The organism is Paenibacillus sp. JCM 18996 (assembly GCF_055392555.1).
Genome location: NZ_AP043884.1, coordinates 968,289 through 984,221, shown reverse-complemented (window position 1 = coordinate 984,221; position 15,933 = coordinate 968,289). Strand labels below are relative to the sequence as shown.

Here is a 15,933-nt window from a genome sequence, read left to right as displayed (position 1 = left end):
ACGACATCGTCGTTTGGTTCCAACCATGTGGGCTGAAGGACGTCCTTCTGCGTTTAAAAAAGAAAAAGGAACTTAGTTGCCTTTGATCATATCCCACAGCAGCGACTGAACTTCTTTCTCATTACGGTCAACCTGCTGCCAGTTGATCAGTTTCGACCGTTCAGCAAACGGGCCAGTGTCTGGATTTAACACCATTCCGATCTGTGGTGAAATTGCATCATATGGCGTGTTGTCAGGTGACGCATCCGAATTGATAAACAGTTCATTCATGGGAGTAGCCAGTGCGTCAAACTGATTCATGTAGGGAAGTCCCAAAATGAGTTCGATGGTATGCAGCACACTGGATTGATCGTATAACGTATGGGAGACATTGTTTTTCTTTGCCCACGGGCTTGCCAGCATGAAAATGCTGCGATGCCCTTCTACATGGTCGCGTCCTGATTGAGGATCGTCTTCTTGTACAAAAACCGCCGTTGAATTCCAGTCAGGAGTGTGCGAAAGGTAATCAAGTATCATTCCAGTAGCCTGGTCGTTATCAGCAACCATCGATTGAGGAGACCAGTAGCCGGGCAATCCCCCGAGAGTATGATCTTCCGGCAGCCAAATGATCGACAAGTCGGATAGACCGTTTTGTTTCATATCCTCAATGGTTGATTTGGCCCGCACCGTGTCCGGATAGCCCATGACAAAACCGTTAGGCACAGTCGGACTCGTATGCGATGCAATGGTTTGCAGGTTATTGGGATCCGCACTGACCTGTTTTCCTTCAAATCCGAAGATGCGGAATGATTTCCCTTTCTTAATCGCTTGATCGACAAGAAAGCCGGAGTGAGGGAAAGAAACGTTTGCAGAGCCTTGATCTGGAACGCGTGACTGCCATGAATCTGACCACATCAAATCGTTGGACCAGGTTTTTTCCGCATAATCCGTCAGTTGACCGGCGTTCAAGTAGAAATGTCCGGTGATGCTCACTTCTGTGTCGGTAAAATAATTGTCAAGAAGACTCCAGCGTTTTGCCATTGCATGCGAATTCGGGGTGTTCTTTTCTCCGTACATGACCAGATTGGGATCTCCATTTCCTCCTTTAATATCGCCGAATTCCTGGTCGTATGTTTTGTTCTCACGGATGATCATGACCACATGCTTGATTTTGTCGCTTCCTGCACCTTCCTTATTGGGTATAACATTATTTACTGCATCAGGCGGATTGTCGTACCGGTTGTTTTGAACGAATTGATTAGTGTACTGAGAAAGTTTGTCCGCTGTCGGGACAGGAATGACTGACATGGAACCGGTAATCAAGGAAGCGAGGTTTTGACCCTGAGAAGTTGGGCCTCCTCCTACACCTTTCGCATTAAGCACATAAATCTTTGAAGCGTCCGATGAGATTCTGACATCACTTGGCCACCAGCCGGTAGGGATGTACCCTTTCACAGCCTGTGTAGCTGTATCGATGACAGTCAAGGCGTTCAGTCCGCCATCTGCTACGTAAAGAGTTTTGCCATCAGGAGTTAAAGAAAGTGCGTTCGGGACGGCGCTGTAAAGATTTTTTTGGGTCGGAAAACGTGTTTTGAATTCTGGATCGACATCAATGCGCGTATCTTCCACCCATGCTGCATCGGCCCCTTTTTTCAGGACAGAAACGTTATCGGTATTTCCGTTTGTTATGTACACGGTGCCGCCATCCTGACTAATTGCAATTGCCGTCGGGTGTTCACCAACCGGAACCGTAGCCGCAGGGGCAATCGGCCCTGTTTGTGTGGCGGCAGGTGAATTTGTGATCGTGTTTGGTGTAACCCGGTTGTAAATACTTACGGACCGATCCGCCCAATTGGAAACAAAAACCTGTTTACCGTCGGGCGATACTTCACATGTATAAGGCGAATTGCCTGTCGGAAGAGAGGCTGCTGCGGTGTCAGTAACCGTATTGATATCTGTGACGGTATTTCCCAGATTATCAGCGACAAACAAATCGTTGCCATCGGGACTCATCGCCATTCCGCCGGGAAAGCCAGGAACATCGATCGATTTTTGTAAGGAAAAATAGCGGTCTACCATATTGACGGCATAAACATAAACCTTGTTGGCACCGCCCCCGGAGGCGTACAGCTTGCTGCCGTCTTTGGAAAATTTGACACCTATGAACAATGGATCCTGGGGAATGAAGTACAACTCTTGATTTGTGCTTAAATCAATAATGGAGATGCCTTTTTTCTCCTCGCCGTTGCTGCTGATCGCCATAAATTTCTTGTCGGGTGAAATATCCATTCCAAGCGGCATGTTGTGAGTGAGATTGACTTGCTGGCCTGCAGGAGTAATTTTTTGACCCGTAGGTAAAACCGAAGTGCCGGTTGCATTTGAATACGTACCGGGAACATATCCAAACAGAACTCCACCTCCGCCTGCGGCATAGACAATGCTTCCTAACGATAAAGACAATATCGCTGCAGAGGCAGCCAAACGTCCCCATTTCCCTTTTTTCATAGTAACCTCCTTAAAAATTTAGTACTAAAAAAATTACCACAATTTATTTAGCATGAATCTGTAGAATTTTAAAGAATTTGTTAAGAGGCCCGGCTCTGTATGAATGGGGAAAAGACGTGCTAGTAAGCCAGCAAGCTCAATTCGAGCCACTGTTATTCCCTCGGTAAGCCCAATAGAAACGGTTGCGGCCGCATAGAGATGCTCCGCTCTCTTGATGCCCACTTCGTGGAACACGCAGTCCTTCCCGAGCTCAATGCCGCGGAAATCCACTGCCCGAGCTACGTGTATCTTCTTGGCGATGTCCGCTCCGACGACCAACGTTTTTTTATGCGGGGGAATATCTAAAAAATTCAAGTTATTGGTTTCAATGCCAGGTGCACTGGGTAAACGATAGTATCAAGTGCAAGGAGGTATAAAGAATGACTGAACCGATTCGAAACAAAGATTTACTTGACAGTGACAACAACATAATCAAAATGGTAGCCAGAGGCATGTCGTTGGAAGAAGCTGAAGAGTTTGTCAACGGAGTCAATATCGCAGAGGAAACTTATACCGTCCATAGCCATAATATCGGAGACTAAATCAAAAACGAAAAAAGTCGGCTCGAGGATTTTTCGATCGGTATGTTAGTTTACGATACATTTTAAAAGAAAATATTTTAATGAAAATGGCCTGTCCTAAATGGAGAGGGCCATTTTTCGTTTCGTCGCTGTCCGTTCAATCCAAAAATCCGTGGCTTATTCTACCAAATTGCTCATTTGTTGTGAAATGAGTTATAATTTAAGAAAGGTTACTTATAGCAAGTTACAGGGGAGTCATGTCGTGATTGTTAATACGAAATTGCATATTCCACATTTGCGAAGAGAGTTACTTGTTGAACGTCCAGCGATCATGAATTTGCTAAGTGAAGGATTAAAAAAGAAACTAACGGTTGTTACGGCTCCTGGGGGATACAGCAAGACAACGGCTTTGAGTCAGTGGGTACAGCAGAACGGCGTACCTTGTGCATGGGTTTCTTTGGACCCGTTGGATAATGACTTGACCCAGTTCTGGAAATATGGAATTGCGGCTATCGACAGCAAGCGACCGAATTTTGCCAAAGCCATGAACCCGTGTTTATCCACGCTCAAATCCGGAACCTTTGAGCCTTTTATCACAGCAATGATTCATGAATTTAGCAGCTTTTCCGATGAACTGGTAGTTATTTTTGATGATTTTCACTCGATAAGTTTATCCTCAATCCATGCCTCGGTTGCGCGTTTACTTGAGCTTTTACCCGGTCACATTCATCTATATATAGCAAGTCGTGCGGAACTGCCATTTCCTACGGCAAGATTGCAGTCTACAGGCCAAGTCGTTACAATTACAAGTCAGGATTTGCGATTTCAACTCGATGAGGGAATTCGTTACCTGCGGGATTGCATGGGGTTTTCTTTGTCCGAACATCACATATCTATGCTCGTTCGTCGCACGGAAGGATGGATAAGCGGACTGCACCTTGCAGCAATCTCGCTGAACACAAGCACTAATTTTAACGATTTTATTCATGCTTTTTGCGGTGAACACCGTAATATATCAGATTATCTGTTTCAGGAGGTTCTCAGCCGCCAATCCGAGGAGATGCAAGTTTTCCTCCTGGAAACTTCGATATTAAACAGGATGAATGGATCTCTTTGCAACGCGATAACCGGACTATCCAATTCCCAGGAACTGTTGGAACTGCTGGATCAGCAAAACCTGTTCATCGTTTCTCTGGATCAACGGCGGGAATGGTATCGATATCATCACTTATTTTCCGATTTTTTGCGAAAGCATCTTCGGCAGAAGCGTTCGGCACGGTGGAAACCTTTGCATGTTGGTGCAGCGTGCTGGCTGGAGGAGCATGGATTATATGAGGAGGCGGTGGATCACTTGCTTATGGGCGAGCATCACCTCGAAGCCGCTTCCCTAATTGAAAAGCACTTGCTCGACATGCAGCTGAGGAGCGGTGTGCTGCACAGATGGTTTAGTCTGCTGCCCGAGTCCTGTCTAACGGGGAAACCGGAGGTACAATTTCTTTATGTGAAAGTATTGGCCGAGTCCGAAGAAATGGAACTGGCAGGTTCAAAGCTTCGAATGATGGAAGACAAGCTGTCCGATCCGGATTGGAAACCGTTCGTCGGCACGTATCTTTATTTGTCCGCGGCGATTTCCTTTTACCGGAGAGACTTTAAGCGAACGAACGAATATTTGGAAATGTTTGAGAAACATATGCCGGAAGGCAGCTATATTCAGATGATTGAAGCAAACTCGTATACGACAAATTTTGATTCTCTATTGGTTTTTTTCAATGATTTGCATGAAGCGGATGGATTCTTTTATAAGTGGATCAAGGTCTGGGAGAACAAGAAAAATTACCCTTACGTCGGTTTTTTTTATATCACTTACAGCTTTCTTTTATATGAATGGAATCGTCTGGAAGAGGCTGCTGTCTATGCGGAAAGAGCACTAATGCAAAAGTGCATGCAGCCTTATGGCCTTATTTTAATGGGTGCAGCCATCAGCTATGCACGGATCTGTCAGGCTAAGGGAGATACGGCAAAAGCTTTTGAACTGCTTGAGCAAGTTAAGCTGAAGATCGATTCACCCGATAAAAATATTTTTGAGAAAAAGTTGGACGCAGAGAAGGCGAATTTGTCACTGACTAACGGCTCCTTCGACAATGTAACCGCTTGGCTGGAAACGTGTGGAATCAGACATACCGACACGGTCCCACTGAGCCAGTTCACAGAATATGTTTATTTGGCGAGGGCGCTTACGGAATGTGGGCGGGTGAACGATGCTCTGCCACTGCTCGAACACTTGTATGAAGTCGTCCATGTTGAAGATCGACTTAGGGATATAATAAAAGTTTCCATTCTGCAAAGCATGGCCCTTCAACGAAAAGGAGATAGGGTGAATGCACTTATTAAACTGGAAGCCGCTCTACGATGGGCAGAACCAGGGGAGTACATTCGGAGCTTTCTCGATGAAGGGCCGAGGATGGCCTATTTGTTGAACCAATACGTGCAAAAAAAGCAAATGAGTAAGTCAGCAAATGTATCCTTGCTATACGTCAAAAAGCTGCTTCAGCTTATGAAGGTTGAGATGAATGAGTCTTTAGCCTTCGAATCGCTATTAACGAGGCAGGAATTAAAGGTACTGCGAATGATGGAGATGGGATTGTCAAACAAACAGATAGCGGCAGAGATCCAGGTCACAGCTGAGACGGTAAAGAGCCATGTCAAAAATATATACCGTAAGCTTGAAGTCAATAACAAATGGCAGGCGCTTCATCGCGGAAGAGAGTTGAATTTGCTATAGCGGAAGACCTCGTAACAGTCCCGCTAAAATCCCCCAAATGGGGGATTTTTATTTTGTCAAAATCGTCTTAAAGTAAGACAAAGGGTTACAAAAGTTGATAAACACTAGTGGCCAAGTATGCTTTTTTGGTTGCTAAATCCATATGGAACAAGATCAGGTAGGATAGGAGATGTTAATATGAAAAGCTTAAGAGTGCAGCTGGACATTCACAAAATTTTGAAGCAAATTGACGTGGACTTAACTCAAGCGGCCGAAATGTTGGATTTCTTACAACGCCAAGAAGAAGTGACATCCGAAGCAACAGCCAAATGGTAATGTTCCACAAAATTTGGCTGGCGACAGCACTTTTTGATTTCCATATACCATATAAAAAAAACGGCGCAGATTCATCCCGACTAAAAACTTTGCTTGGAAGAAGTAATCTGGAGAAAGAACCATTGGAAAAATAAAACAATTAAACAAATTGTCATTTTGGAAAAATACTACTTCACAAAATCCGTATTTTGTACATATGTACTCAAAAAGACTTTGCGCCCGTGGAAGTTTCATTACCCTTTCTGATGACACAAAGTTCCCCTCAAAAAACAAATTAAGGGGAACTTTGTGTCACAGCGATCCCTTATCCTTTTCCCTCTGTTTTCCGCAAAAAAATTAAGCCATGATCTCCCACATCTTTTCGCTGACTTCGTAGGATGTTTTCTCATCCTGTAGACCTCGGATGATATCCTCTACAACGGCTTCCATCAGCGCCAAATGGCCTTGAACCGAGGCACCAGCCACGTGTGGTGTCAGCAATACATTCGGCAGCCTGCGGACAGGATGATCGGCGGCTAGCGGTTCCTTTTCGAACACATCGAGCACTGCGAAGAAACGTCCGCTTTCCAATGCTTCCATGAAGGCTTGCTCGTGGAGGCATTGAGCGCGGGACGAATTGATGAAGATGGCTCCGTCCGGTATCCGGGTGATGAGCTCACGGCTTAACATTCTTTCGGTGGCCGGCAGATTCGGAACATGTACGGAAATAATCGGGCAGCTCATGACTTCCTCAAGCGTTGCCCGTGTCACGTTTAATTGGGCCGCTGCTTCCTCACTCAAGTAAGGGTCATAAATGAGCACATTCACATGAAAAGGAGCCAGCAGCTTAATAAAAGCCCGTGCCGTAGAGCTGGCGGAGACGATACCGATCGTGCTTCCCGTCAGCTCTCTCCCTTTTAGCCCCAGCTCTCTCCACTGTCCGACGCGAAGCGACGCATCGAAAGTGGGCAAATAACGCAGCGACGCAAGTAGCGACGCCAGACAATATTCCCCCACGCTTAATGCGATTCGCGGTGCTGCTGAAAAGACACGTACGCCTTTGGAGAAGATTGGCTTCGGAACAAGATACTTGACCGTACCCGCCGCATGCCCGACGGCACGAAGCTTAACCGCTTTCTCTAGAGCTTCTTCGGTAATGCCCGGAGATCCCCAGCTGGTAAGGATCACTTCCGCCTCGCTGATCATGTTGACCAGCTCCTCCCTTGTGTAATCCCGCCCTATCTGATTCCAGGTCGTATCAAAATATTCATTTAGTAGCGCACGGCACTTCTCGGAACATACTTCTTTCAAACGGGATTCGGGTGGTAACACGAATGCTTTCATTTTCATAGGAGGCCCTCCTGGTCGTTTAATGAAAAGAAGCTTTAATATCTATGTTAATGGCGCTGTTGTCGATTTCCGGTTTGCGATACGCAGAATTATGAATCATTTTGTTCAGCGTAAGTTCATATTCATCAGCGTTAATCGGTAAATACTGCTTGTAGCCCTGGACAGCGGATAATATCATGGCATTAACCATCATAAGCGAATTTATGCCTTCCGCAGCTGGGACCAACGGAGCTTTACGCTCGGTAATGGCCTGCAGGAAGTCCGACAAGATGATTTCATGGCCCGGATCTCCGGCATCGCTCAAATCGAACTCGGTCCATTCATGCTGCAGTGTACCAAACGCATCCTGAGAGGTTTGAATGTATTCAAGTGCCGATGCGGAATTTAAATAAAGCTTAATCTTTTTATTCTCACACACCAGCTTACCGTATTCACCGGCAATCTCCAAACGATCGGTGCCCGGGCTCTCGGAGGTGGAGGCAATAAAACTGCCAATCAATCCATTCGCGTACTCCATGATGGAGTGAACCTCGTCTTCCACCTCAATATGATGATACTTACCAAAAGAAGCGGTAGCCGTAATCGCTTCGGGCAGCCCGAAAAGCCACCATAACAGGTCAATGTTGTGGGCACACTGGTTTAACAGCACTCCCCCTCCTTCCCCTTTCCAAGTACCCCGCCAATTACCGACGTTAAAATAAGCCTGAGGCCGGAACCAGCTTGTATTTATCCAGGAAAAGCGCATGAGCTTCCCCAGCCGGCCTTCGGAAATCATTTTTTTGATCTTGACCCAGTGTTTAGATGTTCGCAGCTGATAAAAGGCGGCAAAAACGAGATCCGGTTGAAGCCGTTTCTGTTCCTCATGCGCTTCCAACATACGATAGGCGTCTTTGATGTGCGCTGCTATCGGCTTTTCCACCAAAACATGCAAATTTTTCCGAAGAGCCTCTATGGACATGTGGGTGTGTTGGTAATGAGGTGTGGCCACAATGACGGCATCCAATCCGCCCGCATCCAGCATAGCCGTAAGATCTGTGTAGCCACGGACCTGATATTCAGCGGACAGCTTCCGGACCTTTTCTTCCGTCTGGCTCCAGATGGAATCGACCCGGCAGCCGGGCATCTTGGATAGCAATTCCAAGTAATGCTGCCCCATATTGCCCAAGCCGATTAAACCGATGTTTATTTTTCGCTGCATGATGTTGATGTCACCACCTTTCCGACAGCTATAAATTTACCGCTGGATCAGGTAATGGTCTGGAGCTTGCCGCCAAATCGTAGCCGAATCCGTTCCCTTTTACACTGTCAAACCGTATTTTCCCATGCTGACGGTTGTATAACCCGGGATGAAATCGCGCTTCATAAGATGAGGCTTCCGGGTAAAACTGCATCCCGTTCGTTTCCACACCCATAATCGTTCCGGCATGATAAGCAAGAAGAACATGCGGGATTTGCGCCAGCATCGGGTTGGTTAAATCCTGCACCATCAGCGTCATGCCATGCGCTTTGGCCCAGCACATACTGAGCATAGCGCCGGTTTGTGTCTTGCACGTTTTGAGCGCGACTCCCGTCCATCCGAGCGTCCGGCCCAGCTTAACCAGCTCCCAGTCATGAGCGCTTTCATCCATAAAGAGCGGCTTTCTGGCACTCACACTGCGAACATCCAGCCGATACGCCTTCAGATCATACGGGAACGGCTGTTCAATGTACAGGATCGCTTTAAAAATATCCGGCTGCTCCACCATTAAGCGATCCAATATATGATTTACGTAATCGCAGTCGGTTACTTGACAATTAAAATCGGCCGTAAGCCAAGTCACTTTACGTCTTAGAGCAATTTGCCCTACCTGGACAAGCCGGTTATAGTCCCAATCCGAGTCATCTCCAGTCAGCTTGACTTTCAGGCATTGCAGCCCATCGCGTTCAATCCAATCCTCCAGCGTGTAAGGATAGCCGTCATCCGTCTCGTCACCTGTAAGCTCATGGGCAAACAGCTTATCCTTACCGCCGACCAAGTGCCAGGCGAGCAGCGCCCTCTCAGGCGGTATTTGGAAAAAATCCTCAGGATATAAGCCATCAAAGGAAACATCAGTATCTTCAGCCGGCCTTAAATACACGGAAAGATCCGCATTCATATAATAGCCGTTAAAGGTTTGATATACGGGAACCTCATTGGTTTGCCCATAGGCATCATAGAGTGCGATATCAAATAGGGAAAAGCAAACGAGCGCCGCCAAATAAGGCACAGGCTCCGACAAACCGGATAAGGCGTTAAAACGGTCGACAAGCTCAAGAAGCCGCTGCTTTTGATACCGATAGCCAAGCTCAAAAGGATGCCCCTTCTTTTTCCATTGCGCTAAATCCTTGGCGATCATTTCACAAATCTGTTTCAGGGTTTGCTCACGAACCTCATAGCTTAACGAACTGGGCCACACCCATTGTACGCTCAAGGGCGTCTCTCCCCAACCTTCCGCGCTTTTACCTTGCCGGTTTATTGTCCGAATACATACTCTTGCGCAGGTGACATGCGTCAGCACCTCCGCACCAAATTTCAAGGGAACTCGGGTTTCAATCGGCAAATAATAGAGTTTAATGCCTTCAATTGAAATATCGTAAGGCTTCATATAACCCTCTCCCTATAAGAATTCTATATTATGTTTAGTAAAGAATTAAATTATATCTTCAAACAAGTCAAAATTTTAGCGGCCTGCTAAAGGACAAGCCGCATAGAGCGTCAAAGACGTCGAAGCTGATAAAACTCATGTTAGGTACGGCTTTGGATTTATCCCGTCATGTCATGATAGCGAGCTGTTCCCGTTTTACCTCGAACAGCAACGGCTCCTGTTGGTACATTCTCCGAATGTCTTCCACCATGAGCCTGCCGATCCGCAGCCGGGAGTCCGGATTCACACCGGCCAGATGCGGCCGGGCGATCACGTTGGGTAGGTGCCTGAACTCGCTCTCCGCCGCAAGCGGTTCAACCTCGAACACGTCGAGTGCGGCGTAGAACCTCCCCTTCTTCAGTTCCTCCAGCAATGCGGATTCATCAACCAGATCTCCGCGGGCCGTATTGATGAACAGGGCGCCGTCCTTTATCAGCGAAAGCTGCTGGCGGCTGATCATCCGGTAGGTCTCCGGCACCTTGGGCGCATGCAGAGAAATAATGTCTGAGCCCGCCATTACCTCGTCAAGCGCCGACAACTGCACACCAAGCTCCCGGGCCGTTGCCTCAGGTACAAACGGATCATAGGCCAACACTTTCACGCCAAATGGCCGGAGCAGCTTAATGACTTCGCGGGCGACCATGCCGAGGCCGACCAATCCCACAGTTTTGTCGCGCAGCTCGAACGTTTCCATCCCGGCGTGTTTTTTGGTCAATCCCTGCTTCATTTCGCGTTCCACCGATAATATTTTATGTCCGAGCCCCAGCACCAACGCCAGCACATTTTCACTGACCGAGACGGCGATCGCAAAATTGCTGTTGAGCACCCGGATTCCCCGGTCAAAGACGGACCAGTTTGGAAATACCGGACGGATCGAACCGGCCATATGCGCCACAAGCTTTAGCTCATCCGCAGCATCCAACACAATATCCGTCACCGGTGTCGTCCTCCATGAGGTAACGAGCGTATGCACGCCCGGGATGCGTGCAATCAGCTCCTCTTCCGTCAAAGCGCGGTCGAACGGATTCCATTCCACTTCCCCTAGCGCTTCGATTTCCGCCATAGTCTGCTCGCTGAAAAAGGAAGAGATCAAGTCATTCTGAATTAACACAAGGATTTTCCGCAAGTGTCTCACTCCTTTCTAATATCCGCCCTGATTGATGGGAGCAGATTATTTTTTCTTTTTGGCATCCAGCGCTTTCTGGTAAATCTCCAGATATTTCTTCAAGTTCATTTTATCGAGAGTGCTTACATAGTTGCTCCATTCCTTGTCGATATCCGCTTCACCGATAATGAATTTCGCAGTCTTCGTCTTCACGTAATCGTTGATCGTTTTGTCCAGCTCGGCGAGCTGCTGAGCATCGGCTGGAGCGAAAAACAGAGGAGGCACGATTTCATCGATTTTCGGTTTATAAGGCTCGTAATTCTTTTTGGTCACATCATAGTACATCTTTTCTTTATCCGGCTGCTTGAGCACGGCCTGACCGGCATACCAATCCTTGTCGGTCCGGTAATTTAAGCCGTATTGCGACCACGATTCGTTTTGCACGCGCCCGAATGGAACCAGCAGCCGGTATTTAGCCGGATTGCCGTCACGACCTTTATCTCCAGGTTTGGCATCATCCCACGAGGAGCCCTTCACACCAAAGTTGGAATACAGATTCGCTTCAAAATCATACATGAAGTCGGCCCAGCGCATGGTCGCTTCGGGATATTTATTGGCACTTGTCATGATAAAGTTGCCGCCCCGGATTTTATCATAGGCCAGCCATGTCGTCTTCTGGTATCCGTTCGGCCCTTTCACAGGTGCGATCGGTTGATAGTCCAGCCAGCGGTTGCTCGAGCCTTCCACGATGGTGATATCCGATGGCGAGTGTGCCGGGATAGCGCCGCCGATGGCGATATTCGGATTCTCGGCGATTTTTTTCAAACCGTCTCTGTCCAGCGTGAACGACTCCTTCGACAGAAGCCCTTCCTTGAACAGGCGGTTCATGTATTTCAAGCCTTCCTTCCACTCATCTTTATTGTAGGCGACGTCGATTTTTCCATCTTTCACAAGCATGCGCTTGTAGCCGTCATCATAAATAAACGAGTTCATAATCCACACATCGATCTGCGATTTAGACGGACCGCTACCTGTGGAGATTCCGCCTACGAGTGGAATTTCGTCCGCCTTGCCGTTGCCGTTCGGATCCTTTTCCTTAAACGCCTTCAGCATTTGATAAAATTCCTCAGTCGTAGTCGGCTCCTTCAGTCCTAGCTTATCGAGCCACGGCTTATAGACGTACATCTTGTAATCGAGAGAGCAATGGTAGCATTCATTAATATAAGGCAAGCTGTAGATTTTATTGCCGGGTGCGGTAATCGCGCCCTTCACTTCCGGCATCTCCTGGAAAATCTTCTTCGTGTTGTCGCCGTATTTCTCAATGAGATCCGTAAACGAGACGAAGATGCCTTGCTCGCCATAAATCATCTGCTGCTCCGGAGAGACGTCGACATTCATAATAACGTCCGGTAAATCGCCGCTTGCCAGGGCAAGGTTCAGCTGCTCCTTATAGTTTTTGACATCGGCCACAATCCACTGCACATGCACGTTCGTCTTGTCCTCCAACCACTTGGTATAGCCGTTGGTTTCGAAATTTTCGACCAGCGCATTGCCGGCGACAAAAACCTTTAACGTAATCTTGTCGTTAACCACGGGAAACTTTCCAGGGGGATTCACCTTCGATGCGTTCGCGCTTTCCTTCGTTCCGCCCTCTTTGCCGGCAGGTGCTGGCGTTTCCTTCGAGCAGCCTGACAGTATCAGCGCTGAGGCAATTCCCAAAGAGAGCACCATTTTCAAAGTTTTTTTCATGCCTTTGACCTCCCTATACGGTAATTTCGAAATTTCCGTGCGGTGGATCCTGGATGCGGCTACCCTTTAATTGAACCGATCATCACGCCTTTGACAAAGTGCTTTTGCACAAATGGATAAATGATGAGAACTGGAACTGTTGCAACGACGATCAGGGAATACTTCAGTAAATCGGCCAATCCCTGCCTTGCAACGAGGTCCTCTTCACTGGTAACCATACTCGGGTCAATCTGGTTTTGCACAAGAATACTGCGAAGGACGAGCTGAAGCGGATACAGGCTGCGGTCCTTTAAATACAGGAGGGCGTTGAAATAGGAATTCCAATGGCCCACGGCGTAGAACAAGGTAATCACAGCAATAATCGGCCCGGAAAGCGGAAGCACGATGCGGAGGAGAAACTTCCAGTCGGTACAGCCGTCCACCTGGGAAGCCTCCAGCATTTCATGCGGGATGTTCGTTTGAAAATAAGTTCTCGTAATAATGACGTTAAACACGCTGAGGGCGGAAGGCAAAATCATGGACCAACGGGTGTCCAGCAGGCCCAGATCCTTTACAAGCAAGTAGTTCGGAATAATCCCGCCGGAAAACATGATCGTGAAGACAAAAATAAACATGATTCCATTGCGGAAGACAAAATCTTTGCGGGATAACGGATAGGCCGCCACAATCGTGAGAATGACGTTGATGACCGTGCCGACAACCGTATACAGCAGGGAATTGCCAAAGCCGATCCAGATCGCTTTGTACTCGAACACCGCTTTGTAGCCCTTAAGGCCCGGATCGACCGGCCACAGCCATACTTTTCCGGAAATAACGGCATCGCTCGAGCTGAAGGAAGCGCTTAAAATATAGACCAGAGGATACAGTACGGTCAGGAAAAAAAGGCTGAGTATGACATAGTTAACCACATTAAAAATCCGGTCGCCGGCTGACTCTCTAATGTTTGCGTTCATAGACTCCCTCCTCTTTACCATAAGCTGCTCTGGCCCAATTTTTTAGCTATGCGGTTGACCGTGATGAGAAGAATCAGGTTGATGACATTTTTGAACAGGCCGATCGCTGAGGAGTAGGAGAAGTTGACCACATTCGAGGCGAGGCCCACTTTGTACACGTAGGTGTCAACAATCTCCGAGGTGGTGAGATTCAAGGGGTTTTGCATCAGGAACGATTTCTCAAAGCCGATCTCAAGCATCCGACCGACTTCCAGAATAAGCAGGATCACGGCAATCGGCAGGATGCCGGGAAGATCGATATGCCACATGCGCCGCAGCTTGCTCGCTCCGTCCACCACCGCTGCTTCATGAAGCGACGGATCGATGCCGGCAAGTGCCGCGAGGTAGATAATGCAGCTGAAGCCGACATTCTGCCAGACGCCGGACCAGACATAAATACTGCGGAAATAATCGGCATCGCCTAACCAGTTGACGGCCTCGAAGCCGAACGCTTTGAGGATAATATTGACGATGCCGATCCGGGGATCAAGCATCTGAAAGATGATGCCGACCATCACGACAACTGAGATAAAGTGCGGGGCGTAGGTGACCATCTGCACCGTCTTTTTGAACTTTTCGTGCTTGACATAGTTCAAGCTCAGCGCCAGCAGAATCGGGAACGGAAAACCGGCAATCAGCTGGTAAAAGCTAAGGGCGACCGTGTTCCACATAATGTTCCAGAATTCATACGATTCAAAAAAACGAATGAAGTGCGCAAAGCCTACCCACGTGCTGCCCCAGATCCCTTTGACCGCCGAAAAATTGCGGAACGCGATTTGGGCGCCGTACATCGGCACGTATTTGAAAATGACAATATAAGCGAACGGCAGAGCCATCAGCACGTAAAGCTGCCATACACGGAGCATATCCCGGCCTAGGCGAGTCACTTTGCCCGAGATTCGGACCGCTGTTTTTTCTTTCACATTAGCAATCTCCACGATCGCATCCCCTTTCCTTTCCAACCGGGATCTTCTTAAGGCTTCATCATCTTCCTTCCAGAAGAGCCTGAGCCAATATGATCTCGGCCACTTCCATCGTCTTCAGCGCATCCCCAAAATGAGACGAGGGCAGCTTCCCTGCCTTGACACAGTCTATAAACTCCCTATGCTTCGTGCGGAATCCGGCATATTGGTAAAGCTCCGTTCCCTCGCCGATCTCCCTGGCGTCATATTCGACGCCTTGCGTATCTCCATCGGCATAAAGTACGCCCTTGCGCTCATGCTCGGCTTCCGCGCAAATGTTCGGGGCATGCATCTCGACCGAGAAAATCCGCCTGCCGCTGGACCAGCTGTTGATTAAGTAACCGGCGGAAGCGTTATCAAAATGCATTGTCGCCGAAATAAAATTGATATCCGGAACGTTGACGCGCTTGGTGGTGCTTTCCACCTTGACGACCTCCCCGCCGCACATCCAGCGCAGCGTATCTATCGAATGGACGGTATCGTCCATCATCCGGTCCCGGGCATGAAGATAAGGCTGCATCTCCGATTTATAGAACCTGCAAACCGCATGGGTGATCGGTCCGCGCTTCAAGCATTCCTCCCTCAGCTTCATCACCATGGGTGTACTGCGGCGCTGAAAGCTGACCTGGGTGATGCAGTTGTTTTTTTCCGCGGTATAAGCGAGCATCCTGGCCTGATGAATCGTGATGCCGAGCGGCTTTTCTATGTAAAGGTGAAGTCCCTGCTGCAGGCACCACATCCAAATGTCGAACATCAGATGAGGCTGCCCGATGACATAAACGGCGTCCGGCTTCACTTCCTGCACCATTTTGCGGTAATCGTCATAGCGGCCGGCAACATGGTACTTGTCAGCGGTTTCGTTTAACGCCTTTAGAGATAAGTCGCAAATGGCTGCGATTTCTACATCCTCGAAGGATGCAAGCGAAGGATAATGTACAGAGTTCGCCATACGGCCGGCGCCGATCATCGCTACTTTAAATTTAGAGGACATG

12 protein-coding genes and 1 pseudogene are annotated in these 15,933 nt (G+C 48.1%); 3 read left to right on the top strand and 10 right to left on the bottom strand.

Features of this window, described 5'->3' with window-relative positions; translation table 11 throughout:
* Nucleotides 1-72 precede the first annotated feature (72 nt).
* Nucleotides 73-2,484 carry a bifunctional YncE family protein/alkaline phosphatase family protein gene (locus ACZ5N7_RS04785; RefSeq protein ID WP_464657889.1) on the bottom strand — a complete coding sequence of 804 codons (2,412 nt, stop codon included), beginning with the start codon at nt 2,482-2,484 and terminating at the stop codon, nt 73-75.
* Between the two features lie 228 nt (nt 2,485-2,712).
* Nucleotides 2,713-2,853: pseudogene (locus tag ACZ5N7_RS04780) on the bottom strand (IS110 family transposase); the annotation flags it as partial.
* 50 nt (nt 2,854-2,903) lie between these two features.
* On the opposite strand from ACZ5N7_RS04780, the gene ACZ5N7_RS04775 reads away from it, so the two are divergent.
* The 3 genes from ACZ5N7_RS04775 (at nt 2,904) to ACZ5N7_RS04765 (ending at nt 6,141) form a co-directional block, all read left to right on the top strand.
* Nucleotides 2,904-3,065 carry a hypothetical protein gene (locus tag ACZ5N7_RS04775; RefSeq protein WP_464657887.1) on the top strand — a complete coding sequence of 54 codons (162 nt, stop codon included), beginning with the start codon at nt 2,904-2,906 and terminating at the stop codon, nt 3,063-3,065.
* Nucleotides 3,066-3,165: 100 nt separating this feature from the next.
* A complete protein-coding gene (locus ACZ5N7_RS04770; RefSeq protein ID WP_464657885.1) occupies nt 3,166-5,826 on the top strand; it encodes a LuxR C-terminal-related transcriptional regulator in 2,661 nt (886 codons plus the stop codon).
* A 177-nt stretch (nt 5,827-6,003) separates the two neighbouring features.
* Complete coding sequence (locus ACZ5N7_RS04765; protein WP_464657883.1) at nt 6,004-6,141, top strand: hypothetical protein; 138 nt, start codon at nt 6,004-6,006, stop codon at nt 6,139-6,141.
* 336 nt (nt 6,142-6,477) lie between these two features.
* Here the strand turns inward: ACZ5N7_RS04765 and ACZ5N7_RS04760 are convergent, their stop codons facing one another.
* The 8 genes from ACZ5N7_RS04760 to ACZ5N7_RS04725 all read right to left on the bottom strand — a co-directional run bounded on the left by ACZ5N7_RS04760 (nt 6,478) and on the right by ACZ5N7_RS04725 (nt 15,932).
* Entirely contained in the window at nt 6,478-7,470 is a 993-nt protein-coding gene (locus ACZ5N7_RS04760; protein WP_464657882.1) for a hydroxyacid dehydrogenase, read from the bottom strand.
* 19 nt (nt 7,471-7,489) lie between these two features.
* Nucleotides 7,490-8,668: a Gfo/Idh/MocA family protein gene (locus tag ACZ5N7_RS04755; protein ID WP_464657880.1), complete on the bottom strand. Its 1,179-nt coding sequence runs from the start codon at nt 8,666-8,668 to the stop codon at nt 7,490-7,492.
* 28 nt (nt 8,669-8,696) lie between these two features.
* Nucleotides 8,697-10,094, bottom strand: coding sequence for a hypothetical protein (locus tag ACZ5N7_RS04750; protein WP_464657878.1), 1,398 nt, complete (start codon nt 10,092-10,094; stop codon nt 8,697-8,699).
* Nucleotides 10,095-10,260: 166 nt separating this feature from the next.
* Nucleotides 10,261-11,259: a hydroxyacid dehydrogenase gene (locus ACZ5N7_RS04745; protein ID WP_464657876.1), complete on the bottom strand. Its 999-nt coding sequence runs from the start codon at nt 11,257-11,259 to the stop codon at nt 10,261-10,263.
* Nucleotides 11,260-11,304: 45 nt separating this feature from the next.
* The gene (locus tag ACZ5N7_RS04740; RefSeq protein WP_464657874.1) at nt 11,305-12,987 is read right to left on the bottom strand and encodes an ABC transporter substrate-binding protein; all 1,683 of its coding nucleotides are present in this window, start codon (nt 12,985-12,987) and stop codon (nt 11,305-11,307) included.
* Between the two features lie 59 nt (nt 12,988-13,046).
* Nucleotides 13,047-13,940 (bottom strand): carbohydrate ABC transporter permease, encoded by an 894-nt coding sequence (locus ACZ5N7_RS04735; protein WP_464657872.1) that lies wholly within the window; start codon nt 13,938-13,940, stop codon nt 13,047-13,049.
* 14 nt (nt 13,941-13,954) lie between these two features.
* Nucleotides 13,955-14,770, bottom strand: coding sequence for an ABC transporter permease (locus ACZ5N7_RS04730; RefSeq protein ID WP_464659147.1), 816 nt, complete (start codon nt 14,768-14,770; stop codon nt 13,955-13,957).
* 193 nt (nt 14,771-14,963) lie between these two features.
* Entirely contained in the window at nt 14,964-15,932 is a 969-nt protein-coding gene (locus tag ACZ5N7_RS04725; RefSeq protein ID WP_464657870.1) for a Gfo/Idh/MocA family protein, read from the bottom strand.
* Nucleotide 15,933: the final 1 nt, after the last annotated feature.

Coding starts and splice junctions, on each gene's coding strand:
- ACZ5N7_RS04785 (WP_464657889.1), bottom strand. CDS start 2,484: ATGAAAAAAGGGAAATGGGGACGTTTGGCTGCCTCTGCAGCGATATTG.
- ACZ5N7_RS04775 (WP_464657887.1), top strand. CDS start 2,904: ATGACTGAACCGATTCGAAACAAAGATTTACTTGACAGTGACAACAAC.
- ACZ5N7_RS04770 (WP_464657885.1), top strand. CDS start 3,166: ATGGAGAGGGCCATTTTTCGTTTCGTCGCTGTCCGTTCAATCCAAAAA.
- ACZ5N7_RS04765 (WP_464657883.1), top strand. CDS start 6,004: ATGAAAAGCTTAAGAGTGCAGCTGGACATTCACAAAATTTTGAAGCAA.
- ACZ5N7_RS04760 (WP_464657882.1), bottom strand. CDS start 7,470: ATGAAAATGAAAGCATTCGTGTTACCACCCGAATCCCGTTTGAAAGAA.
- ACZ5N7_RS04755 (WP_464657880.1), bottom strand. CDS start 8,668: ATGCAGCGAAAAATAAACATCGGTTTAATCGGCTTGGGCAATATGGGG.
- ACZ5N7_RS04750 (WP_464657878.1), bottom strand. CDS start 10,094: ATGAAGCCTTACGATATTTCAATTGAAGGCATTAAACTCTATTATTTG.
- ACZ5N7_RS04740 (WP_464657874.1), bottom strand. CDS start 12,987: ATGAAAAAAACTTTGAAAATGGTGCTCTCTTTGGGAATTGCCTCAGCG.
- ACZ5N7_RS04735 (WP_464657872.1), bottom strand. CDS start 13,940: ATGAACGCAAACATTAGAGAGTCAGCCGGCGACCGGATTTTTAATGTG.
- ACZ5N7_RS04730 (WP_464659147.1), bottom strand. CDS start 14,770: ATGTACGGCGCCCAAATCGCGTTCCGCAATTTTTCGGCGGTCAAAGGG.
- ACZ5N7_RS04725 (WP_464657870.1), bottom strand. CDS start 15,932: ATGTCCTCTAAATTTAAAGTAGCGATGATCGGCGCCGGCCGTATGGCG.